The organism is Paenibacillus praedii (assembly GCF_049725345.1).
Classification (GTDB): domain Bacteria; phylum Bacillota; class Bacilli; order Paenibacillales; family Paenibacillaceae; genus Pristimantibacillus.
Genome location: NZ_JBMWAM010000009.1, coordinates 13,898 through 38,125, shown reverse-complemented (window position 1 = coordinate 38,125; position 24,228 = coordinate 13,898). Strand labels below are relative to the sequence as shown.

Below are 24,228 nucleotides of genomic sequence, written 5' to 3'. Positions count from 1 at the left end.
CGAATCGTCTTATCCAATTAGCGCAACGACATGCTGCTCGGCATGCAGCAGCTGCTCGCGTATACGGACAACCTCACCAATAATAATGAGAGCGGGATTACTTAGCTTCATGGTAGCGGCTAATGTATGAATGTCCGCCAGCGTTCCTACGATGGTGCGCTGTCGCGAGGTGGTGCCGCGTTCGATCACGGCTACCGGCGTTGAAGCGGGCTTGCCGTGCTTCAGCAGCTCTTCGCGAATAGCAGGGAGCTGGCTGACGCCCATATAGATGGCCAGCGTATCCACACTATGTGCAAGCAAATCCCAACGGATCGGCGACTTGTCTCCATGGCACCGGCTGCCGGTTACGCAGGCGAAGGAAGCGGCATAGTCGCGGTGTGTAACCGGAATGCCCGAGGCAGCAGCAGCTCCTATGGCCGATGTAATGCCGGGTACGATCTCATATGGAATTCCCCATGCTGCCAGCTCAAGCGCTTCCTCGCCGCCTCTTCCGAAGACGAAGGGGTCGCCGCCCTTCAGGCGGACGACCTGCTTTCCTGCCGAAGCATAGCTCACGAGCGCTTGGTTGATGAGCTTCTGCGGCATAGCATGTGAGCCCGGCGCCTTGCCGCAGTATACAAGCTCTGCATCTGGGCGAGCATAACCGAGCAGCTCCGCGCTCACCAGTCGATCATAGAGAATGACGTCAGCCAGCTGGATGCGTCTCATTGCTTTGACTGTAATGAGCTCAGGATCGCCTGGGCCTGCTCCAACAATATAGACTGTGCCTCTCGATGATTTTCTCATGGGCTGCTCCCTCCGGCGGTCATGGCCGCCACTGTATTTTGTAAACCTCAGTTGCCTTTATATCGTCAAGTAGATTGAGCCGCTGGCACTGTCGATTTCGGTTTCGAAGGTCGTAACGCAGCCGTCGTCGGGCTCTTGCACGCGACCGCTGCGCAGGTCGATTTTCCAATCGTGAAGGGGACAGTGTACGGCTGTGCCGCATACCATCCCTTCCGAAAGTGATCCGCCCTTATGCGGGCATTTGTTTTCTACGGCAAGCACACGATCATCCGACAAGCGGAATACGGCGATCTCAATATCCTTGACTGTGATTCTACGGGAGCCTTTTACATCAATTTCCGATAGATTGGCTACGAACAGCTTTGTTGTCATCGATGTGTCCTCCTATAATTGAGCCGGCGCAGCGGCAGTTAATGGCTCGAAATTTTTGCGTAATTCATCGTTCTCCACGATTTGCTTCCACGGATCAGTCGTTAGGCTGAGCGTTTTCTCGATCCGTTCCATGAGAGCAAGACGATCCTCGCGTTTCTCTAGCGCTTTCTTGACGGAATCCAGCCCGACGCGCTCTATCCATTGCGCAGTACGCTCGTTCCATTGCGCGTTCTCACGGTAATATTGCAGGAAGGCGGATGACCATTCCATGACCTCATCCTCGGTTTTGACGATGCACAGCAGATCGGTCGCGCGAACCTTCACGCCGCCGTTGCCTGCCACATGCAGCTCCCAGCCCCCGTCGATGGCTACAACGCCAAAATCCTTGATCGTTGCTTCCGCGCAATTCCGAGGACAGCCGGATACAGCGAGCTTCACTTTAGCTGGCGCATTGAGCCGCTCGAACGCTTTCTCCAATCGAATGCCCATACCGATCGCATCCTGTGTGCCGAATCGGCAGAAGGTATTGCCGACGCAGGTTTTGACCGTGCGCAGTGTCTTTCCATAGGCATGGCCGGAAGGCATATCGAGCTCCTCCCAAATTTTCGGCAGATCCTCTTTCTTCACGCCGAGCAGATCGAGACGCTGACCGCCCGTGAACTTCACCATCGGAACGTCGAATTTCTCGGCAACCTCGGCGATCTTCTTCAAATCGGCAGGAGAGGTTACGCCGCCGTAAATACGCGGAACAACCGAATACGTACCGTCCTTCTGAATGTTGGCGTGATAGCGCTCATTCGTAAAACGGGATTCATTCTCATCCACATATTCCTCCGGATAAAGCATGCCGAGATAATAGTTGAGCGCAGGGCGGCATTTCGTGCAGCCCTCCGTATTTTTCCAATCCAGCACGTTCATAACCTCTTTGGTGCTCATCAGCTTCATACGGGTGATTTCCTCGACGATCTCATCTCGGCTTAGCGTCGTGCAGCCGCAAATGCCTTCCTTCACCGCAACGGCGGCATCGCCGGCATAAAGATGCAGCAGGCCTTCTACTTGAGGCTTGCAGCCGCCGCAGGAAGCGGATGCTTTCGTGCAGGATTTAATGGCGCCAACTGTATTGCAGCCTTTATTCATGATGGCATCGCCAATCGTACCCTTCGATATGCCGTTGCAGCCGCAAACGATCTCATCCTCGGCCATGGACGCCAGTCTGTTGCTGCCGCCGCCGGATTGACCGAGCAGATCGGAGGAGATGCCAAGCAATATTTCCTTCTCGCGCCCGGCAATGGACTCGCCTTTTTTAATGAATGAGAATAATTCGGCGCCATCTGATGTATCTCCGAATAGCACCGCCCCAATCAGCTTGCCGTCCTGAATGACAATTTTCTTATAGGTGCCAGCCAAATCGTCTTGAATTTTCAGCGCTCGTGTACCCGGAGCCTCAATGAAGCTTCCTGCGGAAAACACGTCAACGCCGGATACTTTAAGCTTCGTAGAAGTAACCGAACCCGCGTAGCCAGCCGTTTCTACGCCGGCCAAACGCTTGGCCAGCACAGCGCCTTGCTCATACAGCGGAGCAACGAGGCCATAAGCGATGCCGCGGTGCTCGGCGCATTCGCCTACTGCATAAATGTCGGGCTCACTCGTTTGCATGAAATCGTCGACGACGATGCCCCGGTTTACCTCGATGCCGGATGCTCTGGCGAGCTCGATGTTTGGCTTGATCCCGACAGCCATGACAACCAGATCGCCGTCTACCTCGGTTCCATCCGTGAAGGAAAGCCCGGTTGCGCGGCGTTTGCCTTTAATGGAAGCAGTGCTCTTTTGTAATAAAAATTGCATACCCTGCGCTTCCAGCTCCCGCTGCAGCATTCGTGACGCCGCTTCATCTAATTGGCGCTCCATGAGGTAGCTGTGGATATGAACGACGTTGACCTCCATCCCCAGATGGAGCAGGCCTCTGGCCGCTTCAAGACCGAGCAGTCCGCCGCCGATCACGACCGCTTTTTTATATTTTTTGGAGGCATCAATCATGACCTCGCAATCATGAATATCACGGAAAGCAATGACGCCTTCCTTGTCAGCGCCAGGAAGCGGCAGCATGAAGGGGTTAGAGCCAGTCGCGATAATAATCGCATCGTAATTGACCTCAATGCCAAGATGTGAGGATACCTTTTTGCGCTCCGTATCGATTTTCGTCACCTTGTGGCCGGTATGCAGCGTAATGTTATTTTCCTTATACCAATCCCAGTCATTGATGACGATCTCTTGCATATCCGCGCCGCCCGCCAGCACGGACGACAGCATTATACGGTTATAGTTGGGATGCGGTTCAGCGCCGAAGATCGTAATGTCATAGCTCTCTGGAGAAAGCTTCAATAGATGCTCGACCGCCCGTACCCCCGCCATACCGTTACCGATTAATACTAGCTTCCTTCTTATCGTCATTATGTTTCTCTCCTCTCCAAACTCTGTCTGTATGATAAAAATAATAAAAGCCCGCCTCGCATCCAGGGAAAACGTACGTCTCCCGTGAAAACGAAAGCAGGCTTCTTTGCCGCTTCAAACGAACACATCGTTGTATTCGCGAATGATATAAAGTTGTTATTGTCACTATACAATGTTTTTTTCTTTCATGTCAATATACTTGACGTGAAATGGAGCTAAAAACTTGGATGATGACAAACTAGGCAAAATTATGTTATATATATTCACAAAGGTATCGACTTAAGCTTTGCGGTAAAAAAGTCGAATAGGAGGGGGCGCTTCTTCATGCGTTCTTTGTTAGTGGTTGAGCATCCAATGGCAATGGCGGCGGGGGACCCTCAGTCGGATCAAATATCGAAGAAACAAACGCCAAAATATATTCTCGAGGCTTATGGCTATCATGTGATGCGCGCAAATGATGAGAAGAAGGCAGAATTCCAAATGGGCGGCGCGGACGCCGTCATTTTCCATCTGCCCTTGAATGAAGTCAAGGGAATCGGGATGAAGCTGATCAAGCAGAAAACTGCTCCGATGTTGTGGTGGTGCAGCGCGTCGGCTGCTTCCTTGTCGGCAGCGTTTTGTGAGGATGATGTGCCGATTGACGGCGTACTGACACCTTCCATGAGCGAGCAGGAGCTGCATTGGTCACTGCATTTCGCATCGAAGCAATGCTTCGAGAGACAGCAGTGGCTTAATGAGCGCAAGCAGCTGGAAGGCAGGCTAGAGGAGCGGAAATGGATCGACATGGCGAAGGGGATATTGTGCAAAATTAAAAACATTTCCGAAGCTGAGGCCTATGACGTGCTCCGCAAGCAAGCGATGAATGAGCGCAAGCGCATGGTTGACGTTGCCACGTCCATCGTAAAGGTGTATCAAATACTTCAGGAGCAAAAATAAGGGGGTCTCGCGATGATTACGAATCTATTGAAGGAAGTTGCACGGGGAAAGCGAGGCGCTCGAGATCTGGGCTATGAGGAGGCGCTGCAGGCTGCTGAAGCCATCCTGGAGCTGAAGGCGACCCCCGCACAGATGGGCGCATTTTTCATCGCTGAGAGGATAAAGATGGAAAGTGTAGAGGAGCTGGAGGCGTTCGTGGCTGTATGCCGTAATCATGCCTATCGCGCGCCGATTCATCAAGGAATCGATTGTGCGGGACCCTACGACGGACGGAAAAAATCCTTTATCGCAACGTTCCCAACCGCATTTCTTCTGTCGGCCGCCGGGCTGCCGGTTACGCTTCATGGCGCAGCCTCGCTTCCTCCGAAGTGGGGCATAACGCTCCATGATTTGCTGCATCAGTCAGGAATAGATGCGGAGCGTCAGTCACGCGAGCAGATTATGAAAGCGGCTGCGGATACGGGGGTGCTGTATGTGCCGTCTGATGAATGGTGCCCTCCGCTCAAGTCGCTGCGGTCGATCCGGATTGAGCTAGGCATGCGGACGATATTAAATACGGCCGAGAAGCTGATCGATTACGCCCATTCGCCTTATTTAGTATTCGGGGTTTACCATAACACGGTATTCGAGAGAATGGCGAAGCTGGCGAATAATCTGCAATATCGGAAGGCACTTATCGTGCAAGGGGCGGAAGGCTCTGAGGATTTGTTCATTGATCGGCCGACTCGTACCTATAGGGTGGAGGAGGGGGAATCCAGACTTCATATCATTAGTCCGGACAGCTACGGTCTGGAAACGCCAATACCTGACATGGAGTGGACGCCTGCTGAGCATCTTCGTGTGACGGAAGAAGTGCTGCAAGGACGCGGGCATATCGCCTTCGCGAATCAAGTGCTGCTGAACGGCGCTGTCAGACTTCACTTGGCGGAGAAGGTCGATTCCGTCGAGGAGGGGCTGTATGTATGCAAGGATTTGCTTGACAGCGGAGCGCCATTGGAGCTCTATCGCAGGTGGCAAAATGTAATGCGGAGCGAAGGCGTACTGTCCTGTCCGGGCTGAGTGCCAGAAGTGCAGCTGTACAAAAAATAAAGATGGATAAAGAAGCTGTCGGGCGTTGTCCGACGGCTTCTTTTGCGCGTTTGCGCCATGCTGCGAGCTTGACAGGTTATGCTACTATAATGGCTACGGAGCTCTTTCAGCTGCGGAAGAGCACGTTTGTGTTCGCATCTGTGCTGTTATGTAACGGACGGCCCTTACTTGAGAGAGAGATACGGCGTCGTCCAAGGCGCTTCCGATGCGCGAAAGAGGACGCGCGGCTCGCCGGTAGCCCGCTTCAGATCGGCGCAGATCAAAATGATCTCGACTTGATCTCTAAACAAGTATTATCCAAAATGGATAAAATAAATATTAATATTCTCTTTATTTGAAAATCCCTGCACATAGTGCTACAATAATCCTGAGCTCATACAAAAATAACCAGAAGGGAGGAGGTTATCCATTAATCGTAATGAAGTTGGAACGCTAAAGAAAGGGCTGGATATCTTTCATTTAATTTCAGAGCATCCTAATTTGACTACTCAAGAGATTATCGAGAAGCTGAAGTTAAATCAGAGTACCGCCTATCGTTTGATCAGCACGCTGGAACAAAATCATTTCATTGTGAAAACCAGAGAAAATCGATACGTAGTTTCAGATATTCTGATTTCGAAGCTCCTGGAGAAAAACCGGCAGAAGCACGACTACTTCCTGTGGCGATCCGTATCCTTTATGGAGCAACTAAGCAACAAAACCGGGGAGACGACATATATCGGGATGCTTCATGGGACGGAAATGATCATCACACAGGCCGTTCAAGGGAATTATGCTACGCGAACCCATCATGAGATTGGGGACCAGCTTCCCCTTCATACCGATGCGATCGGGAAATGTCTTTTAGCTTTTCAAGACAGGGAAGAGCAGACACGGATCATCGGCAAATTATCTTTTGACAAAAAGACGGAGCATACGATTACGTCCTTGGATTTATTTTGCAAGGAATTGGACCATATTAAGATGAACGGCTATTCCTTGGATAATGAAGAGGGAGAAGTCGGCGTCCGCTGTATAGGCGCTCCGATTTATAAAGGGAACCAGGTCATTGCTGCCATTGCGATGTCCGGTCCTTCGGTTCGATTGTGCCAGGAAAAGGACACGACTCATATAGAGTTAGTTAAAGAATGCGCCAAAGTCATTTCGGAAACACTCAACTGATTTTAGATAAGGACTAGGAGGATTTGAAATGGGAAAAAAAGTTGCTGCTGTAATCACTGATTTGTTCGAGGATGTAGAATTCACGGATCCAGCACAGGCATTGGAAGCTGCAGGCCACAAGGTCGTGACGATTGGACCGGAAGCAGGTAAGGAGATTACCGGTAAGCATGGCGAGAAATTAACTCTTAATAAAGGCATCGGCGATGTGAATCCTTCTGATTTCGATGCGCTGCTTATCCCTGGCGGTTTCTCGCCTGATCTGCTTCGCGAGGATGACCGTTATGGGGAATTTGCGAAGGCGTTCGTTCAGGAAGGCAAGCCGGTATTCGCGATTTGCCACGGCCCGCAAGTTCTAATCGACACGCACCTGCTGAAAGGCGTCGATATGACAGGTTTCCGCTCCATTCGCAACGACTTGAAAAATGCCGGAGCAAACTACAAGGATGAAGAGGTTGTCGTCAGCCACAACATCGTAACGAGCCGTACTCCTGACGATCTTCCGGCATTCAATCGCGAATCTTTGAAGCTGCTGGGCTAAAGCTAGACCATGAAATGAATCGAGGAGGAAAATATGATGGATTTTGTTACTCTAAATAATGGTTTGAAAATGCCACAGCTCGGCTTCGGCGTTTGGCAAGTTGATGATGACGCAGCTGAAGCGGCTGTTGCCAAAGCGCTTGAAGTGGGCTATACGTCTATCGATACCGCGATGATTTACAAAAATGAAAAAGGTGTCGGCAGAGCCATTCATAAATCGAATGTGCCTCGAGAAAAGCTGTTTATTACGACAAAAGTGTGGAACGCCGATCAAGGCTACGAAAATACCCTGCGCGCATTTGATGAGAGCCTTGAAAGATTGGGACTCGATTATATTGACTTGTACTTGATTCACTGGCCTACCCCGGAGTATGATCAATACATTGATACGTATAAAGCGATGGAAAAGCTGTATCGCGATGGACGCGTCAAAGCGATCGGCGTATGCAACTTCGAAATCGAGCATTTGGAGCGACTGCTTAAGGAATGCGAAGTGAAGCCGGTTCTAAACCAGGTGGAGTGCCATCCATACTTAGCCCAAAACGAATTAAAAGATTTCTGCAGCAAGCATGATATCTTTGTGGAAGCATGGAGCCCTCTGGACCAGGGCGGCGATGTGCTGAAGGACGAAGCGGTCCTGAAAATGGCTGAAGCTTACGGCAAAACGACGGCTCAAGTCGTGCTGCGCTGGCACTTGCAGAACAACACCATCGTAATCCCGAAATCAGTGACGCCTTCACGTATTGAAGAAAACTTTAAGGTGTTTGATTTCGAGCTGACTGCGGATGACATGGCAGCGATCAACAAGCTGAATCAAGATCGTCGCAAAGGTCCAAAGCCAAGCGAAATGAATGTTCGATAAAATAAGCAAATAAAGTTTGATTGCTCGTCCCATGCCTCAAGCAAAACGGTTGTACCGTGCTGTTTGGGGCATTTTTAATTTCATAATATCCCCCAATTTCCATCTGACATTAATCGACAAAACCCCTCTATCGGATTAGTGCTGATGACCGTGCACGAATAACCTTGAAACTGTGATATACATTACTCCGGATAAGCTGATATACTTGTTCTGGAAAACATAGGCATAGCAGTGTGATTTTTATCAATATTAGGTTTGAATTGAAAAAGAGTAATTGCAGCAGGAAGAGGGGAAAGCCATGTCTTTTGTAATGCGCTTGAAGTGGTTTTTCAAGGATAGGTGGAGGAGCTATGCGATTGCCATCAGTATTATGGCTTGCGTAAGCTTGCTCTCAACGATACCGCCCAGCCTGATCGGGAGAACGGTTGATTATATCCGTGACGGGGAGCTTACCGCTTCGGGCTTGAATCAAACGGTGCTGCTGCTTGTAGGGCTGGCATTACTGCAATACGTATTGGTTTACATATGGATTACAACGTTGTTCGGAAACTCTGCGCTTATCGAGAAGGTGCTGAGAGGCCGTTTCTTGGCGCATCTGACGAGAATGAAGCCTGCGTTCTTCCAGCGAAACAGTACTGGACAGCTGATGGCGCTCGCCACCAATGACATCCTTGCGATCGGGCAAACGGCAGGCTATGGCGTCATGACGCTTGTGAATACGCTTGTCGGCGCGTCGGTCGTTATTGTGATGATGGTTTCGTTGGTCAGCTATAAGCTGATGCTTGCGGCGTTAATTCCGCTTCCGCTGCTCGCGGTAGTCATCAACATGCTTGGCAAAAGGGTCCGGACACGCTTTCTGGATGCCCAGGCCGCCTTCGGCCACATGAACGATCATGCGCTGGAGTCGATTTCCGGTATCCGGGTTCTGCGCTCCTATGTTCAGGAGGATAACGATATCGGGGCATTCGACAAGGTGACCTCCGAGGTCATGAACAAGAACAAGCGCGTTTCGATTCTAAATGCGCTCTTCCAACCTACAATCTCGTTGATTGTGGGCATTAGCTATTCGATAGGAATCGGCTATGGCTCTTATCTTGTATTTCAAAATGAAATTTCGCTTGGTCAGCTTATCTCGTTTAATATCTACTTGGGCATGCTGATCTGGCCGATGATTTCTTTCGGCGAGTTTATTAATGTATTGCAGCGCGGCAGTGCCTCTGTCGATCGTCTTGACCAGGCGCTTACGCAGAAGCCTGATTTGCAGGACCCGGATCATCCGGCTGTAATCGTTGCGCCGACAAGCATCGAGATGAAGCAGCTGACCTTTACGTACCCGGCGGCCGGCCAGCCTAGTCTTGACCAGGTTTCCTTCCGGTTGGAGCAGGGGCAAACGCTTGGCATTGTCGGCAAAACGGGAAGCGGAAAAAGCACGCTGTTGAAGCAGCTGCTTCGTCAATATCCGGTGGAGCCGGAGAGGTTGTTCATATCCGAAGTGCCAGTCGAGCGGATTGCCCTCGAGCAGATGAAGCGCTGGATCGCTTATGTGCCGCAGGAGCATTTGCTGCTGTCCAAGACGATCCGCGATAATATCGCGCTGGGCAAGCACGACGCATCCCCCGAAGAAATTGCCCGGGCAATAGAGATGGCTTCTTTTACTTCGGATATCGCGCAAATGCCGGAGGGGCTGGAGACGATTGTCGGGGAGAACGGCGTTATGCTCTCAGGCGGGCAGAAGCAGCGTCTCGCGATTGCGCGGGCGCTGCTCATGGATTCGGAAATATTATTGCTTGACGATTCCCTGTCCGCTGTCGATGCGCGAACCGAAAGCCGGATTCTCCATCATATCCGGCTGGAGCGCGAAGGGAAGACGACGCTCATTACGACGCACCGGCTCTCGGCGGTCAGTCATGCGGATTGGATACTCGTGTTGAACGGGGGAAGCATTGTCGAGGAAGGCACACATGATCAATTGATGCTGCTTGGCGGCTGGTACAAGGAACAATGGGAACGTCAGCAGATGGAAGCTAGCTTGGAGGAATGAGGAGGCGCGTGGGATGTCCAAGCAATCAACGGCAAGAAGGCTGATCGCCTATGCTCTTGTTTATAAGTATAGAATTATCGGCGCGCTGCTCATTCTTTTCTGTGCGGTAGCGGCCGAACTCAGCGGACCTTTTATTATCAAAACGATTATCGATAAGCATTTGGATGTTGAATCGGGCGAGTTGACCTCTGTTCTGGCCCTGCTTGGCCTATACATGGTACTGCTGTTTCTCGCGAGTGTCGCGAATTTTTCGCAAGCTTATTTGCTTCAATCGACAGCTCTGCAGATTATTAAAAATATGCGGATGGATCTGATGCGTCATATTCAGCGGATTCCGCTGCGGTATTTCGACAATACGCCGATTGGACAGATCGTGTCGCGTATAACCAATGATACGGAGGCCGTCCGCGACTTGTTCATGAGCTTCATGGCGACGTTCGTCGTAAGCTTCGTACAGCTCATTGGTATATACACGGCGCTGTTCATCCTGGATATGCGGCTTGCTCTATTTTGCTTACTCCTTCCGCCGCTGTTCGCCATCATTATGGTTGTACATTTGAAATATTCAAAAGGCTACATAGCCGTCATGCGGGCGCGGCTGAGCGATATGAACGCGATGATCAACGAATCGATCGCCGTCATGCCGATCATTCAGGCTTTTCGTCGGGAGAAGGCAACCTTACGGGAATTCGAGGAGCTTAATGAAGACAGGTATGTGAATCAAATCAAGCAGTTTAGAGTTTTTTCGTTGTCCTCGCGGAATATCGTAGGGACAATCGGAAGTCTGGTTACCGCGCTGGTCATATGGTATTTTGGCCGGGAATCGTTGGATGGCTTGATTTTGTTCGGCGTGTTTTATGCGTTTATCGATTATTTAGGACGGATATTCCAACCGATTATCGGGATATTCGACCAATTGACGAATGCGCAAAGAGCGTTTGTATCCGCAGAGAAGGTATTTGCGATATTGGACATGGAAGGCGATGAGGTTGAGCGTGTCGATTCGGTTAAACGGCCGGATGGCGTAGTCAGATTCGACAACGTGACCTTTGGCTATAATGAGGGAGAGTCAGTGCTCAAAGGTATATCGTTTGAGGCCAGACGGGGAGAGACGGTCGCGCTAGTCGGTCATACGGGATCGGGAAAGAGTTCGATTATGAACCTGCTGCTTGGCTTTTATGAAGCGGGTAAGGGGATCATTTCGATCGACGGACGGGATGTAAAGTCCTTCTCGAAGCAGGAGCTGCGCAAACATATGGGTATCGTGCTGCAGGATCCGTATTTATTTGCGGGAGATATTAAATTTAATGTCAGCTTATACAATAAGGACATTTCCATTGATCGGGTGAAGAAAGCGCTCAAGGATGTAGGAGCTGATACCTTCGTTGAGCAGCTTCCCGCTGGCTATGACGAGCAGGTGGTCGAGCGCGGAAGCACGCTATCCTCTGGACAGCGCCAGCTAATCTCGTTCGCGCGGGCGCTTGCATTCGATCCGGCGATACTCATTCTGGACGAGGCGACAGCAAGCGTGGACAGCGAGACGGAAGGACTGATTCAGCAAGCGCTGCGCGTCGTAAGTAAAGGGCGGACCACACTCGTCATCGCGCACAGATTGTCGACAATCCGCGAAGCTGATCAAATTCTCGTGCTGCACCGCGGCGAGATTGTCGAGCGCGGCGATCATGATACGCTGATGGCGCTTGGTGGACGTTACTTCAAAATGTATCAGCTGCAAAAGGGCGAGAGCGCGGCTGTAGATCCGGCAGGACGTAAAGGCTAGCATCGCGGCTGAAATTTCATCCGATGATCATCTGGACCTTGAGCAGCTTCTTAAGCTTGCTGATCAGGAAATGTACGATAATAAAGCTTTTCACACAAAAAAACAACAGGCGTAGTGTGATACAATGGCTGTACGCAAACAATTAGGAGATGACGAATAATGACTGAACAATTAAATGAGCAGGAGCTTGTGCAATACATTGCGGCCAAGACGAAGGCGGATGATAAGCTGATCAAGCTCGTATTGAAGCATGAGCAGGCTTTCATTAACAACGCGAAGGAGGATAAGAACGGCGAGGTCGACATTGATAGCGACGAGCTGGTCGATTATATTCTTGGCCGTTCCGATGTAAAGTCAAACGAGCTGATTGTAGAGTCCATATTGGAAGCAGAAATGGATTATTTGATGGATAAGGGATTGGCTGGCTATATTGATTAATAGGTGAGAATGATGTTATATTTTTGTAAAAATAGTATTTTTGTGGTAAAGTCAAAAGATTAAAGGAATGCAATGGGGGAAGGACCGTTGGCTAAGACGCACAAGAAGTTATCCTTTTTAGAAGTGATAAAAAGGTTTATTTTTATTACGATCGGCTCGGTATTAATGGGTGTTGCGCTTGAGTTATTTCTTGTGCCGAATACGATCATCGACGGAGGCATAGCAGGGATTTCGATTATGCTCTCGTACGTAACGCCGCTTCCCCTGGGACTTTGCTTGTTTATTCTTAATGTTCCATTTCTTATTCTCGGCTATAAGCAAATTGGCAAAACGTTCGCTTATTCTACTCTTTACGGTATCATTGTCATGTCGATCACGACAACGCTGCTGCATCATTCCGAACCGTTTACCGATGAGAAGTTGCTGGCTGTTCTATTCGGCGGTTTAATTCTCGGTGCGGGTGTAGGTCTTACGATTCGTTTCGGAGGCTCGCTTGATGGCGTAGAAATCGTATCGATATTAATTTCAAAGAAGCTGCGTATGCCGGTCGGGCAAATCATTATGGTTTTTAACGTCGTGATTTTTATTATAGCCGGCTTCGTATTTACGTGGGATTCCGCCATGTATTCGATGTTTACCTACTACATTGCGATCAAATTAATCGATATTGTCGTAGAAGGGCTGGAAGAGTCAAAGTCTGTCACGATTATATCGAGCGAATACGAAGAAATTTCCGAAGCGATCATTGATCGGCTTGGACGCAGCACAACGCTGCTGCAGGCGCGAGGCGGCTACTCCAGAGAGAATACGCAGGTCATTTATTGCGTGGTGACGCGTCTGGAGCTGGCGAAGCTGAAATCGATTGTGCAAAATATTGACGGCAATGCATTTATCGCCATTGAATCTGTAGCCGATGTGATGGGTGGAGGCTTCAGCAAGGGCAGCATACACTAATCAAAAAATCCGGACCGTTGTCGAAAGACGAGGGTCCGGATTTTTTGGTGCGTCGTTAAAGGCTGGACGCTGCGCCTTTTTCGGGAATGGCATTGTCATTGGATAAGCCTTTGTCCTTCACGCCAAGCAAGCATAACAGGGCGAGCAGCATCCCGCCGGATGCGAAGTAGAACAGAACCGAATAGCCGAATAAATCGATCATGCCGCCCATTAACGGCGGCGACGTAATGGCCGCAAGCGAAGAAACTAAATAGTAGATGCCTGTGCGTGTCCCTATGCTTTGCTCTTTGCCGAGCGCGATGATGTACGGGTAGGAGTTAATGTTGATCATGGCCCAAAAGACCCCTCCTGCGATAAGAAGCACTCGGAGCGGCAACAGCGCATCAATAAATGATATAGCTGCAAAGGTAAGCAGCAGTCCGATTACGCCCAGCAGGATAAGGAGTTTTTTGCCGAAGCGTCTTCCTAGCAGTCCGCTTGGAATGGAGGCAAGCACGAACGCCAGCGAGAAGAAAGCGAGCGAGAAGGAGGCTTCTCCCTCTGATAGTCCCAGATGGTTTTTGCCGTAGAGCGTGAATAAAGCTTCAACGCCCTGATAGGATAGAAACCAGAAGAAAATCGCGCCCAGCAAAAAGATCGTAGGCCGGTTCCACTCGCCTTTGAATGAGAAGGCAGTGTCTTTCTCGACTGGCTTGTAGGAGATTGCGTCGCGTTTTTCTTTTATAACATACAAAAGGATGGCGAGGCATAGCAGGGTCAAAAGGGATGAGGATAAAAAAGGCAGCGAGGCATGCTTCTCATACAGAAAAGCGCCTCCCGCAAAGGCGATAATGGAGCCGATGCCGCCCATGAAATTGATGATGCCGTTAGCCTGCGTCCGTTTATGATCAGCCGTAATATCCGGCATGAGCGCAACGGTGGGCGAGCGGTACAGGCTCATGGACAGGTTCATCAGCACCATAAACAATACGAGCGTCAGCAGACTGGTATGCCAAGGAATTAAAGCGCCGAATACAGCTGCGAGAGGCATACCGATGAGCAAGTATGGCATTCTTTTGCCGAAACGGCTGTTTGTGCGATCGCTTCGGCGACCGATCCAAGGCTGCAGAAACATCGCGAAGTAATTGTCTATGGTCATCATGAAGCCGATTAATGCGGTGCTCGATATAAATTTTTCAAGGAAAAAAGGCACAAACGCGTTGTAGAGAGCCCACGTAATGCTTATGCTGAAAAATCCAAAGCCGAGCAGCCATGTTTTTTTCATACCTTGCCCGCTCCTCTCCTAATCAGCGCCTCGGCCAGCCGGTCTGGATAATCAGTAATGATGCCGGAGACGCCCATTTCGATCAGCCGCTCCATTTCGGCATTCTCGTTAACGGTAAACGGATGATATGCGATGCCGTGCTCGGCGGCCTCAGCTGTCCATTCCGGAAGGACTGCGTATTTGTAAGCGTGAAGCGCATAAGGCCGCCATCGTATTCTCGGGACAATAGCCGCTTGCTCCGCGATGGGCGAAATTAATGAGCTGGTTCATTTGAATTCATCCTCTCGGTTAAGGTTGTCATAGAGCAAATATACAGGCTGTTTGTTTGGGCTGTATAATAAGAAACCGCTTGAAAGCTGCGCAAAGCGTTAAATTTGCGGAAGCTGCAAGCGGTCTTGGATGAGAGCCTAGGCGAATCTGTAATAAATAAGGACGAACGTTGCCAATACGAAAATAAAGTTAAGCGATACGAACACCATTCGATCAATTGCTGTACGGTGCATGGCAACCGGAGGCTTATAGAAGCTGACGCCTTCGATAACAAACAGAATCAGAACGATATGGATCATAAAATGTCCAATCAGCTCCGTCATGCCAAACAGCATTGTTGTGGAGATAAAGATCAGCGTCAATACGACGGCAAGGAGCCGGTTCAGTATGCCGACAACGAGTAAATAACCAACGACAAATTCGATAAAGCCGGTCATCACGATAAACAGCCCCGGAGCAAAGCCGAAGGTGGGCACGTTGTGATTTACGATAATATCCTCGGCCATCGTCGGGTAGATCCATTTCTCGACGGCAACCCAGCAGAGCGATAGGCCTGTTCCGAGATAGAGCAGCGGGAAGCGGAGCTGTGATTCCCTCGTCCGCTCGATAAGCAGAACGCCGATAATCGCAAGATAGAAGCCATAGTCCAGCATGTGGAACAGTCCGGCCACTCTTAAGGTATCGGCGAATAAGACGAGCATAGCAAGCGCGCCCGCTTTGGTCGCATAGTGATGAGGAAACAGAAGCAGAATAATTGCGGCCCACATAACGATCGTTTGCCAGCCGCCTGCAAGATCGAATTCGTTAGCAAAGCGGGTACCCGTCAGCGCTTGAATCAGAAGGGCTGCAGCTGTTCCGTATTTCAGGATAGGCGAAGAGTACTTCCTTAGCTTATCCAGCCCGTTGTCGATTCGTGTAGACAGCCCCGATTCTGAGATTGAAGGGAGCAGCTGAGTCAGCACTGCAAGCAGAATAGCTGTGAATACGGCAAGCGTCATAAAAAAAGGAGATAACACGCCTGCAATCGGTTCTTTCTCAGCGACAACGTCTGTGAACCATTTGACATGCGCATAATAATCCATATGTGATTCTCCTCCGTCTATGTATAATGTTACCTCGCTGATTGGATAGTAGCATAATGTTAACGAGATTAAAAGTAGTCGTAATGGGATAAATAAACAATTTTAAAATAATCGCTTTACATACCCTACGGGGGTATGTTATCCTGATTTCAGGAACAGATACCCCATGGAGGTATGTTGGATGAACAAGGAATCGAAAGAAGCGATAGTTGACGTTCTTAAGCATTCGCATGAGACGGGCTCGGCTGAATGCTGCGATACAGTGGCTCCACGCAAGAGTCATCATTCCGTTCAAATGAAGGATAATTTGACGAAGCGGCTCAATCGGATCGAAGGACAAATTCGAGGCGTGAAGGCGATGATCGAGAAGGACACGTATTGCGACGATGTGTTAAACCAAATTGCTGCGGCACAATCCGCGCTGAACAGCGTCGGCAAGCTTCTTCTTGAAGGTCATATGCGAAGCTGTGTCATTGAGCGAATCCAGTCCGGCGAGAGCGAAGTCATCGATGAGCTGCTTATAACCGTTAACAAACTAATGAAATAATTTGAGAGGGGATATAATTATGGCAAACACAGTATTGAAGGTAGAGGGTATGACTTGCGGACATTGCGTAAGCGCGGTAGAGAAGGCAGTCAGCAAAGCGGGAGCAAGCGGCACAGTGGACCTTGCAGCTAAGAGTGTTGCAGTGGAATACGATGAAGCGAAGGTTTCGATCGAGGCTGTGAAGGAAGCGATTGAGGATCAAGGCTACGACGTCGTGTAAATCAAGGAAAAAACGGGCTTCTTACTGTCTTGTGAAGACAAGCTGAAGCCCCTTTTTTTTCAATAAAATATACCCCATGCGGGTATGTGGAGAACGGGTGATCGGGCATGAGCAAAACACAGACGACGATACAAATAACAGGTATGACCTGCGCGGCCTGCGCCACTCGAATTGAAAAAGGGCTCAATCGCATTGATGGCGTGGAGGCGAACGTCAATCTCGCGCTCGAGCGGGCATCGGTTACTTACGATTCGGGTATGGTGAATCAGGATAAGCTGGAGCAGAAAATCAAGGAATTAGGCTATGGAACGGTAAAGCGTCCGGAGGAGGGAACAGAGGTCGATGGCGATTATAAGCAGCGGGAAATTAACAAGCAAAAGCTGCGCTTCATCGTTGCGGCGTTGCTCTCTTTGCCGCTGCTGTGGGCAATGGCGGGCCATTTCTCTTTTACAAGCTTTATTCCCGTTCCGGATTTATTGATGAACGCTTGGTTCCAGTTGGCGCTAGCCGCGCCGGTACAGTTTGTAATAGGCTGGCCGTTCTATCGCGGGGCGTATAAAGCGCTGCGAAATGGCGGAGCCAATATGGATGTTCTGGTTGCGCTTGGCACCTCGGCTGCCTTCTTCTACAGTTTGTATGTGACATTTGAGACATTGAATATGCAGGGACATGGTGGGCATCAAGTAGAGCTTTATTACGAGACGAGCGCGGTATTAATAACATTGATTGTCTTAGGGAAGCTTCTTGAGGCCATCGCTAAGGGCAGATCGTCTGAAGCGATAAAAACGTTGATGAGTCTGCAGGCGCAAACGGCTACGGTTATTCGCGACGGAGCGGAGCAGCGCGTGTCCATCGATGAGGTTGTCCTTGGCGAAGTCATCGTGGTGAAGCCCGGAGAGAAAATTCCAGTGGATGGCATCGTCCTGGAGGGCGCTTCAACTGTTGATGAATCGATGCTTACCGGCGAGAGTATGCCGGTGGAGAAACGGGCGGGCGATGCTCTAATTGGCGCAACGATCAACAAGAATGGCGCGCTTCGCATGCAGGCCGAGAAAATCGGGAAGCAAACGGCACTCGCCCAAATTATACGGGTAGTGGAGGAGGCGCAGGGCTCAAAGGCGCCGATTCAGCGGGTAGCTGATCATATATCCGGTGTATTCGTTCCGATTGTTGTGGCCATAGCGCTTCTTACGTTCGGGATCTGGTTCCTGTTCGTACAGCCCGGCGAGCTTGGCGGCGCTCTCGAGAAGGCGATTGCCGTTCTTGTTATCGCATGCCCATGTGCGCTTGGTCTGGCGACACCGACCTCGATTATGGCCGGGTCCGGCCGTGCCGCGGAATTAGGGGTGCTGTTCAAGGGCGGAGAGCATCTTGAAAGCACGCATCATGTAAATACAATCGTACTGGATAAGACCGGTACGGTAACAAAAGGAAAGCCGGAGCTTACTGATGTTATCGTGGCAGCACAATTTGATGAAGCTGAGCTGCTGACATGGGTAGGCGCTGCAGAACGAAGCTCGGAGCATCCGGTAGCACAGGCGCTAGTGGCTGGTATTGAGTCCCGTTCGATTACGTTGCCTGCAGCTGAGCAATTCGAAGCTATTCCTGGCTATGGTATTCAAGCCGTAGTGAATGGGCAACAATTGCTTGTGGGAACTCGCAGGCTTATGGAGAAAAATGGAGTAAGCACTGCTACGGTGCAGCAGGAGCAGGAAAAGCTGGAGTCCGCAGGAAAGACGGTTATGCTAATTAGTGTTAATAGCCAGTATGCAGGTATGGTTGCCGTGGCGGATACGGTAAAGGATACATCTGCTGCAGCGGTAGCCCGTTTGAAGGGAATGGGGCTCGAGGTGATCATGCTGACCGGTGATAACGAGCGGACAGCAAAAGCGATTGCTCGTGAGGTTGGCATTGACCGCGTGGTAGCCGAGGTGCTTCCAGAGCAGAAGGCGAAGGCGGTTCAGGACCTCCAAGCCGAGGGACGGAAGGTAGCCATGGTTGGCGATGGTATGAATGATGCGCCGGCCCTTGTTGCAGCTGATATCGGCATGGCGATTGGGGGCGGCACGGATGTTGCTATCGAGGCGGCCGACATCACGCTCATGAGAGGCGATTTGAACAGTATAGTCGATGCGATACGGATGAGCCGCGTAACCATGTCTAATATAAAGCAGAATTTATTTTGGGCGCTCGCTTACAATGTCATTGGAATACCGATAGCGGCAGCGGGCTTCCTTGCACCGTGGCTGGCTGGAGCGGCGATGGCTTTAAGCTCGGTTTCAGTCGTGCTTAATGCGCTAAGACTGCAAAGAATGAAAGGTTGAGCTAGCAGATATGGTATAGTCGCTATGAAAACAAACTCAAGGCTTCCTCTTTGTGGAGGAGGCCTTGAGTTGTTAATGCTGTGGAGCTGGACTTACCACTGCTGCTCGTCTTACACTGCCTGAAGGCCAGCTTGGTTGAGCAGGTTCCACGGCTTGTTGTAATGCGGCTGGAAGAAGAAGTCGACATAGCTTAATTCATCCATCGTCATGCCGTTCTGGATGCAGACCGACAAGGTGTTGATCGACTGTGTGAGGTCGACCTTCGACAGGACCTGAGCGCCGACGATTCGGCGGCTGTCCGCCTCATAAACGACCTTCAGCGTGACCTGCTCGTAGGTTGGCATAAACTCGGGACGATAGTTATCGATGATTGTGACATTTTTCACATTCAATCCCGCAGCAAGAGCAGCCGTTTCTGTCAGGCCAGTCGATGCGATATTGTAATCGTAAATTTTGATGCCCGATGTGCCCTGTGTGCCTAAATATTTGACGGTTGGCTGCATGAGGTTCTTAGCGACAAGCGTCCCCATTCGAACGGCATTGGTGGCAAGCGGGATATATGCATTTTGGCCGGTAGGATTGTAATGAACAGCACAGCTGTCGCCAGCGGCAAATACGTCTGGTTTGCTCGTTCTCATATATTCGTCGACGATGATTGCTCCGTTCGGAAGCATATCGACCTGCCCCTTCAACAGCTCGGTATTAGGTCGGAATCCAATGCACAGCACGACGAGATCTGCTTCATATTCGCCAGCAGTTGTAACGACGGTTGTTACACGGCCTTCCTCACCTGTAAACGAAGTGACGGTCTGGCCTGTTGCGATTGTTATCCCTTTGTCGATTAACGCTTGCTCGGTCATGTCCGTAAATTCACGATCCAAATATTTATAAAGTATCCGCTCCATGTTATCGATCAGCGTAACCTGCTTGCCAAGCTGCTCGAACGCTTCCACCAGCTCGATCCCGATATAGCCTGCTCCAATAACTGCGATCTGCTCGGCTTTTTTTGCTTTCTCGATAATAGCTTGCGAATGGCTGTAGTTTTTGCAAAGCAATATATTGTCGAGCTCAATACCATCCATTTGCGGGATGATCGGCCACGAGCCCGTCGTCATGACCAGCTTATCGAACGTATCGGTGAATGCTTCACCAGTAGCAAGATTGCGGACCAAAATTGTTTTTGCTTCCGTATCAACCTCCAATACATCATGCCGCATATTCGTTGTTACACCGAGTGCAGCCAACTGGTCAGGTGTAGCGTAGAATAGCTGCTGGGCATCCTTTACGACGCCGCCAACGTGAAGGGCAATGCCGCACGATAGAAACGAGATATTGTCATTCCGTTCATATACAGTAATTTGTGCTTCGGGGTAGAGCTTGGCCATTTGGGTAATCGCAGCGGTTCCTGCGTGGGTACAGCCTACAACAGCAAGTTTTATAGTCATAATAAACGCCTCCAATGTAGTATATGAATTGTGAGCAGCAAGAGCTGTCACTTTCTATAACGTGAAATATTTCACAACTAACTCTACAATGTGAAAACATTCACAATCATTTCTTGCATTTATCATATGCGTTTTACAAGCAAATATCAAGGGCTTAGCATGTTATTTTCCTTAAATTAATTAAATTTTCAGATAACTTGACATACAAGTTTCACAATTGTAATGCTTCTTTGTGTCGGATGCTTCTATAGCTGGATTGTACACAGGCTGCTGCGATCAGGTACAATGGGAGACAAATGATAAGGCAAGGAGAGTGGATGTTATGGAAACCAAATTTACGAATAAATACGTTCTAATAACGGGTGCCGGAGCGGGGATTGGCCGTGCAATTGCACTTGCCTATGCGGAGCAAGGAGCAGTTCCTGTATTAGTGGATAAAAATGCAGACGGGCTTGCGCAAACGTCGAAGCTGCTGAAGGAAGCAGGCTGTGAGGCGGCTTCCTATGTGACCGATATGAGCAAGCCTGAAGAAATCGTGCAGATGATGCAGGCTGTAGAGGCTACGTTGGGACGATTGGATATTGTCATCAACAATGCAGGCTTTGGCATTTGGAAATCGCCGTATGACCTTTCGCTGGACGAGTGGGATAGCGTGGTGAACACAAACCTTAGAGGTACCTTCGTCTGCTCCCGCGAAGCTGCGAAGCTATTGAAAACGAGCGGAGGCGGAGCGATCGTGAACATCTCCTCGACGCGGGCAATCATGTCGGAGCCGAACTCGGAAGCGTATGCCGCCTCCAAGGGAGGCATTCTGTCGCTGACGCATGCGATGTCGCTGTCGCTGGGACCGGATCGAATTACGGTGAATGCCATCTGTCCAGGCTGGATTGAGAATGGAGACTACAGCAAGCTGCGTGTGGTGGATCATGAGCAGCATCCGTCGCGGCGGGTCGGAAGGCCGGAGGATGTCGCGCGTGCTTGTCTTTATTTAACCAATCCCGATAATAATTTCATTACGGGTACGCACCTTACAATTGATGGCGGTATGACGAGGAAAATGATTTACGAGGAGTAGGCTTGTTCTTTTCGGACAATGATGTTTCTGAGGGCGTGATCAATACCAAGCATAGCAGGTATACAACGCGAACATAATAGGAAATAAACCTATGATGAACTGGTCAGGAGCATGAACCGATGTATACAGAAAAAGCCATTTCAATTGTTGACCGCAAAATTAAAGTTATTGAAAGTGATCGAAGTAATATTTATTTAGTTGGACCGATTCGTCTTCCGGTACGGCTGGGTGAGGAAGAGGCAACATTTCACTGGTACTGCTGGCTGTCATGTGAGGAGAAGCTTGAGGATGCCCAGAAAGTGATCGAGAAGCTATCGTCGATTAATTTGGCGGAAATGCAGCAGTCCAGCGTGCTTGTCTATGGTGATTTTGATCAGGCGGACGAAGCATGGATTCGTATGCACAGCATTTGTCACACTGGCGATATCTTCGGCAGCAAACGCTGCGATTGCGGCTTCCAGCTGAATGAATCGATGCGGAGGATCGTCGAGCATGGCTCGGGCGCATTATTCTATCTCGCAAACCATGAAGGAAGAGGCATTGGACTATTCAGTAAGGCAATGGCATATTTACTTCAGGAGGAAGGCTTCGATACGGTCGAAGCTAACATACAGCTTGGATTTGTCGATGACGCACGCAGCTACGGCGATGCTATTCGGGTGCTAAAGTCACTTCGGACAAAACCGGTAGCTCTGATCACGAACAATCCAAGGAAGCTGGATGCGCTGCAAGCCGAAGGCCTTAATGTGACAGAGCGTATCCCGCTCTGGGGGGATCGATCGAAGCATAACGAACGTTATTTAGCGACGAAAATAAACCGCTCAGGACATTTTGCCGAGAGCATATGTCCGAACGAGTAAGCACGTCAAAATTGGACAGGGCTGTCCTGCGAGCGCATAAATGCGTATCGCGGGACAGCCCTTATTTGGTATTGTATATTTAACCGGACCTTTTGGCTAATAAAAGGCCGTGTCGAATCCCCTTGTTAACAGCAAATAGCATGTATACCAAGTTGTTAATAACTCGCATCCTAAAACAACGAAAGCCCTACCTCTCTCTCGTCCTTGCGGCTCCGATGACCGCGCCAGTGTGAATCAGAAATACAGCACGAAACATGATTGGAATTAACAGCAAAGAAATCAAAATCCGAGGAAATCAATGAATTTTACTGGGGATTTACTGGGGTTAAATATAATACATTCATATCATCATACTATATAATCGTGAAAGTTGCAATAGACATTTGGAAACGAATGACTTTTTCTGTTCTGGACACTATAAAGATCGAAAGGGGGATGGACATGCCGAATTGGCTGGAAATCGTTATTCGTACATTAGCTGCTATTTTTATTTTATTTGCGTTCACCAAGGTGCTGGGAAAGCGACAAATATCTCAGCTTTCCTTATTTGAGTACATAACGGGTATATCGATCGGTAATATCGCCGCTTATGTGTCGTTGGATATTGACAATTTATGGTACTTAGGTATTATTTCCTTGGGAGTGTGGGTGATTGTATCGGTCGGGATGGAATTTTTGACGATGAAGAGTAAAAAGGCGCGCGACTTTGTCGACGGGAAGGGGAGTGTGCTTATAAAGGACGGTCAGATATCCAAAAAGCAGCTGTTCAAGGATCGTTTGACAATAGATGAGCTGCTTGAACAGCTGAGGAAAAAGGACGTCTACCGCGTAGCTGATGTTGAATTTGCAGTAATGGAGCCAAGCGGAGATCTAAACGTGCTGCTCAAAAAACAGTACCAGCCCATTACGCCGGATATGCTTGGCTGGAAGTATAGCGAAGAAAAGGCGCCTCAGACAGTCATTATGGACGGCGCGATTTTAGAAGGGGCTCTAGAAACGGCGGGCTTCGATAAAGAATGGCTCCACCATCAGCTTAAAAGAAAAAAGACCGATTTAAAGGATGTGTTTCTCGCTCAAATCGACAGCAACGGCGAGCTTACGCTGCAGCCAATGGATGGACACCAGCAGCCGGATAGCGTGCAGTCAAAACCAAGGGACCGAGTTGCAATACTGAGCGAGCAATTCGAAGAAGAGCTTATCCGGCTGAAGCGATTCGCGCGCAATGAAAAGGATAGACGCGTCTATCAGCATGCCTTGGATCGGTTTCAAGCAGACTTCAAACCGCTTACAGAACGATTGAAGCGGAATTAGCTACGTCCATCTAGCTGACCAAAGCTTCATTTCCTTTAGAATTTGATGCAAATCCTCGCCTTTCGGCGTCAGTGTATACTCAACGGTGACCGGTACGGTCGGAAATACGGAGCGCTCGAGCACGCCCTTGTCTTCAAGATGACGGAGCGTGCTTGTTAGTGCGCGTGGACTTACGGACGGAATAAGCCGCGCAAGCTCTCCAAATCTCTTCGTCCCGCAGAAGAGCTCCCTTAGTACGAGAAAAGCCCATTTTCCTCCGAGGACATCTAAAGTCTTCTCAATATTGCATTCAATATGTACAGGTTCCTTCGGAACATAATTATGTGCGCACATGCGTAATTCTCCTCTCTTTATCTACTATCACCAAGTATAGTATATATAGTAAAGATTAGAAAATGAAAAAATATTCACTACTATTAATAT

23 protein-coding genes and 1 pseudogene are annotated in these 24,228 nt (G+C 49.6%); 16 read left to right on the top strand and 8 right to left on the bottom strand.

The window, feature by feature from the left end:
* Positions 1–9 precede the first annotated feature (9 nt).
* From cobA to nirB, 3 genes are read right to left on the bottom strand one after another with little or no spacing between them, the layout of a single operon-like run.
* Positions 10–786 carry a uroporphyrinogen-III C-methyltransferase gene (cobA, locus tag ACO9K6_RS10475; protein WP_424767508.1) on the bottom strand — a complete coding sequence of 259 codons (777 nt, stop codon included), beginning with the start codon at positions 784–786 and terminating at the stop codon, positions 10–12.
* Positions 787–843: 57 nt separating this feature from the next.
* Positions 844–1,158: a nitrite reductase small subunit NirD gene (gene nirD / locus ACO9K6_RS10470; protein ID WP_424767507.1), complete on the bottom strand. Its 315-nt coding sequence runs from the start codon at positions 1,156–1,158 to the stop codon at positions 844–846.
* A gap of 12 nt (positions 1,159–1,170) precedes the next feature.
* Positions 1,171–3,609, bottom strand: a complete 2,439-nt coding sequence (gene nirB, locus ACO9K6_RS10465) for a nitrite reductase large subunit NirB (protein WP_424767506.1) — start codon at positions 3,607–3,609, stop codon at positions 1,171–1,173.
* A 324-nt stretch (positions 3,610–3,933) separates the two neighbouring features.
* Between nirB and ACO9K6_RS10460 the strand changes: the two genes are divergently transcribed.
* From ACO9K6_RS10460 to ACO9K6_RS10415, 10 genes are all read left to right on the top strand, one after another.
* The gene (locus ACO9K6_RS10460; RefSeq protein WP_424767505.1) at positions 3,934–4,545 is read left to right on the top strand and encodes an ANTAR domain-containing response regulator; all 612 of its coding nucleotides are present in this window, start codon (positions 3,934–3,936) and stop codon (positions 4,543–4,545) included.
* A 12-nt stretch (positions 4,546–4,557) separates the two neighbouring features.
* Positions 4,558–5,604, top strand: a complete 1,047-nt coding sequence (locus ACO9K6_RS10455) for an anthranilate phosphoribosyltransferase (RefSeq protein ID WP_424767504.1) — start codon at positions 4,558–4,560, stop codon at positions 5,602–5,604.
* A complete protein-coding gene (locus ACO9K6_RS10450; RefSeq protein ID WP_424767503.1) occupies positions 5,556–5,972 on the top strand; it encodes a hypothetical protein in 417 nt (138 codons plus the stop codon). Before ACO9K6_RS10455 ends, ACO9K6_RS10450 begins: the two co-directional genes overlap by 49 nt.
* A 70-nt stretch (positions 5,973–6,042) precedes the next feature.
* The gene (locus tag ACO9K6_RS10445) at positions 6,043–6,795 is read left to right on the top strand and encodes an IclR family transcriptional regulator (RefSeq protein ID WP_424767638.1); all 753 of its coding nucleotides are present in this window, start codon (positions 6,043–6,045) and stop codon (positions 6,793–6,795) included.
* Between the two features lie 28 nt (positions 6,796–6,823).
* Positions 6,824–7,333: a type 1 glutamine amidotransferase domain-containing protein gene (locus tag ACO9K6_RS10440; protein ID WP_424767502.1), complete on the top strand. Its 510-nt coding sequence runs from the start codon at positions 6,824–6,826 to the stop codon at positions 7,331–7,333.
* A gap of 36 nt (positions 7,334–7,369) precedes the next feature.
* Positions 7,370–8,194, top strand: a complete 825-nt coding sequence (locus tag ACO9K6_RS10435) for an aldo/keto reductase (RefSeq protein WP_424767501.1) — start codon at positions 7,370–7,372, stop codon at positions 8,192–8,194.
* Between the two features lie 298 nt (positions 8,195–8,492).
* Positions 8,493–10,235 carry an ABC transporter ATP-binding protein gene (locus tag ACO9K6_RS10430; protein WP_424767500.1) on the top strand — a complete coding sequence of 581 codons (1,743 nt, stop codon included), beginning with the start codon at positions 8,493–8,495 and terminating at the stop codon, positions 10,233–10,235.
* 13 nt (positions 10,236–10,248) lie between these two features.
* The gene (locus tag ACO9K6_RS10425) at positions 10,249–12,015 is read left to right on the top strand and encodes an ABC transporter ATP-binding protein (protein ID WP_424767499.1); all 1,767 of its coding nucleotides are present in this window, start codon (positions 10,249–10,251) and stop codon (positions 12,013–12,015) included.
* Between the two features lie 159 nt (positions 12,016–12,174).
* Positions 12,175–12,453: a hypothetical protein gene (locus ACO9K6_RS10420; protein WP_424767498.1), complete on the top strand. Its 279-nt coding sequence runs from the start codon at positions 12,175–12,177 to the stop codon at positions 12,451–12,453.
* An 87-nt stretch (positions 12,454–12,540) separates the two neighbouring features.
* Complete coding sequence (locus ACO9K6_RS10415) at positions 12,541–13,407, top strand: YitT family protein (RefSeq protein ID WP_424767497.1); 867 nt, start codon at positions 12,541–12,543, stop codon at positions 13,405–13,407.
* Between the two features lie 55 nt (positions 13,408–13,462).
* Here ACO9K6_RS10415 and ACO9K6_RS10410 read toward each other — a convergent pair whose 3' ends face one another.
* The 3 genes and pseudogenes from ACO9K6_RS10410 to ACO9K6_RS10400 form a co-directional block, all read right to left on the bottom strand.
* Positions 13,463–14,671 carry an SLC45 family MFS transporter gene (locus ACO9K6_RS10410; RefSeq protein WP_424767496.1) on the bottom strand — a complete coding sequence of 403 codons (1,209 nt, stop codon included), beginning with the start codon at positions 14,669–14,671 and terminating at the stop codon, positions 13,463–13,465.
* Positions 14,668–14,868: pseudogene (locus ACO9K6_RS10405) on the bottom strand (glycerophosphodiester phosphodiesterase); the annotation flags it as partial. The pseudogene ACO9K6_RS10405 and the gene ACO9K6_RS10410, both read right to left, overlap by 4 nt.
* A gap of 210 nt (positions 14,869–15,078) precedes the next feature.
* Positions 15,079–16,023, bottom strand: coding sequence for a DoxX family membrane protein (locus ACO9K6_RS10400; RefSeq protein WP_424767495.1), 945 nt, complete (start codon positions 16,021–16,023; stop codon positions 15,079–15,081).
* Between the two features lie 181 nt (positions 16,024–16,204).
* On the opposite strand from ACO9K6_RS10400, the gene ACO9K6_RS10395 reads away from it, so the two are divergent.
* The 3 genes from ACO9K6_RS10395 (at position 16,205) to ACO9K6_RS10385 (ending at position 19,114) form a co-directional block, all read left to right on the top strand.
* Positions 16,205–16,570 carry a metal-sensitive transcriptional regulator gene (locus tag ACO9K6_RS10395; RefSeq protein ID WP_424767494.1) on the top strand — a complete coding sequence of 122 codons (366 nt, stop codon included), beginning with the start codon at positions 16,205–16,207 and terminating at the stop codon, positions 16,568–16,570.
* 19 nt (positions 16,571–16,589) lie between these two features.
* Complete coding sequence (locus tag ACO9K6_RS10390; protein ID WP_424767493.1) at positions 16,590–16,790, top strand: copper ion binding protein; 201 nt, start codon at positions 16,590–16,592, stop codon at positions 16,788–16,790.
* 107 nt (positions 16,791–16,897) lie between these two features.
* Positions 16,898–19,114, top strand: a complete 2,217-nt coding sequence (locus ACO9K6_RS10385; protein ID WP_424767492.1) for a heavy metal translocating P-type ATPase — start codon at positions 16,898–16,900, stop codon at positions 19,112–19,114.
* A 110-nt stretch (positions 19,115–19,224) separates the two neighbouring features.
* Here the strand turns inward: ACO9K6_RS10385 and ACO9K6_RS10380 are convergent, their stop codons facing one another.
* Entirely contained in the window at positions 19,225–20,553 is a 1,329-nt protein-coding gene (locus tag ACO9K6_RS10380; RefSeq protein WP_424767637.1) for an FAD-dependent oxidoreductase, read from the bottom strand.
* A gap of 328 nt (positions 20,554–20,881) precedes the next feature.
* On the opposite strand from ACO9K6_RS10380, the gene ACO9K6_RS10375 reads away from it, so the two are divergent.
* From ACO9K6_RS10375 to ACO9K6_RS10365, 3 genes are all read left to right on the top strand, one after another.
* Positions 20,882–21,634, top strand: coding sequence for an SDR family NAD(P)-dependent oxidoreductase (locus tag ACO9K6_RS10375; protein WP_424767491.1), 753 nt, complete (start codon positions 20,882–20,884; stop codon positions 21,632–21,634).
* 119 nt (positions 21,635–21,753) lie between these two features.
* A complete protein-coding gene (locus tag ACO9K6_RS10370) occupies positions 21,754–22,494 on the top strand; it encodes a GTP cyclohydrolase II (protein WP_424767490.1) in 741 nt (246 codons plus the stop codon).
* 441 nt (positions 22,495–22,935) lie between these two features.
* The gene (locus ACO9K6_RS10365; RefSeq protein WP_424767489.1) at positions 22,936–23,805 is read left to right on the top strand and encodes a DUF421 domain-containing protein; all 870 of its coding nucleotides are present in this window, start codon (positions 22,936–22,938) and stop codon (positions 23,803–23,805) included.
* Here ACO9K6_RS10365 and ACO9K6_RS10360 read toward each other — a convergent pair whose 3' ends face one another.
* Complete coding sequence (locus tag ACO9K6_RS10360) at positions 23,806–24,138, bottom strand: winged helix-turn-helix transcriptional regulator (RefSeq protein WP_424767488.1); 333 nt, start codon at positions 24,136–24,138, stop codon at positions 23,806–23,808. It lies immediately after the preceding gene.
* Between the last annotated feature and the right edge of the window lie 90 nt (positions 24,139–24,228).

Bases quoted from the DNA above. Each gene is read 5' to 3' on its own strand.
- cobA (WP_424767508.1), bottom strand. From the start codon at position 786: ATGAGAAAATCATCGAGAGGCACAGTCTATATTGTTGGAGCAGGCCCA.
- nirD (WP_424767507.1), bottom strand. From the start codon at position 1,158: ATGACAACAAAGCTGTTCGTAGCCAATCTATCGGAAATTGATGTAAAA.
- nirB (WP_424767506.1), bottom strand. From the start codon at position 3,609: ATGACGATAAGAAGGAAGCTAGTATTAATCGGTAACGGTATGGCGGGG.
- ACO9K6_RS10460 (WP_424767505.1), top strand. From the start codon at position 3,934: ATGCGTTCTTTGTTAGTGGTTGAGCATCCAATGGCAATGGCGGCGGGG.
- ACO9K6_RS10455 (WP_424767504.1), top strand. From the start codon at position 4,558: ATGATTACGAATCTATTGAAGGAAGTTGCACGGGGAAAGCGAGGCGCT.
- ACO9K6_RS10440 (WP_424767502.1), top strand. From the start codon at position 6,824: ATGGGAAAAAAAGTTGCTGCTGTAATCACTGATTTGTTCGAGGATGTA.
- ACO9K6_RS10435 (WP_424767501.1), top strand. From the start codon at position 7,370: ATGGATTTTGTTACTCTAAATAATGGTTTGAAAATGCCACAGCTCGGC.
- ACO9K6_RS10430 (WP_424767500.1), top strand. From the start codon at position 8,493: ATGTCTTTTGTAATGCGCTTGAAGTGGTTTTTCAAGGATAGGTGGAGG.
- ACO9K6_RS10425 (WP_424767499.1), top strand. From the start codon at position 10,249: ATGTCCAAGCAATCAACGGCAAGAAGGCTGATCGCCTATGCTCTTGTT.
- ACO9K6_RS10420 (WP_424767498.1), top strand. From the start codon at position 12,175: ATGACTGAACAATTAAATGAGCAGGAGCTTGTGCAATACATTGCGGCC.
- ACO9K6_RS10410 (WP_424767496.1), bottom strand. From the start codon at position 14,671: ATGAAAAAAACATGGCTGCTCGGCTTTGGATTTTTCAGCATAAGCATT.
- ACO9K6_RS10400 (WP_424767495.1), bottom strand. From the start codon at position 16,023: ATGGATTATTATGCGCATGTCAAATGGTTCACAGACGTTGTCGCTGAG.
- ACO9K6_RS10395 (WP_424767494.1), top strand. From the start codon at position 16,205: ATGAACAAGGAATCGAAAGAAGCGATAGTTGACGTTCTTAAGCATTCG.
- ACO9K6_RS10390 (WP_424767493.1), top strand. From the start codon at position 16,590: ATGGCAAACACAGTATTGAAGGTAGAGGGTATGACTTGCGGACATTGC.
- ACO9K6_RS10385 (WP_424767492.1), top strand. From the start codon at position 16,898: ATGAGCAAAACACAGACGACGATACAAATAACAGGTATGACCTGCGCG.
- ACO9K6_RS10375 (WP_424767491.1), top strand. From the start codon at position 20,882: ATGGAAACCAAATTTACGAATAAATACGTTCTAATAACGGGTGCCGGA.
- ACO9K6_RS10370 (WP_424767490.1), top strand. From the start codon at position 21,754: ATGTATACAGAAAAAGCCATTTCAATTGTTGACCGCAAAATTAAAGTT.
- ACO9K6_RS10365 (WP_424767489.1), top strand. From the start codon at position 22,936: ATGCCGAATTGGCTGGAAATCGTTATTCGTACATTAGCTGCTATTTTT.
- ACO9K6_RS10360 (WP_424767488.1), bottom strand. From the start codon at position 24,138: ATGTGCGCACATAATTATGTTCCGAAGGAACCTGTACATATTGAATGC.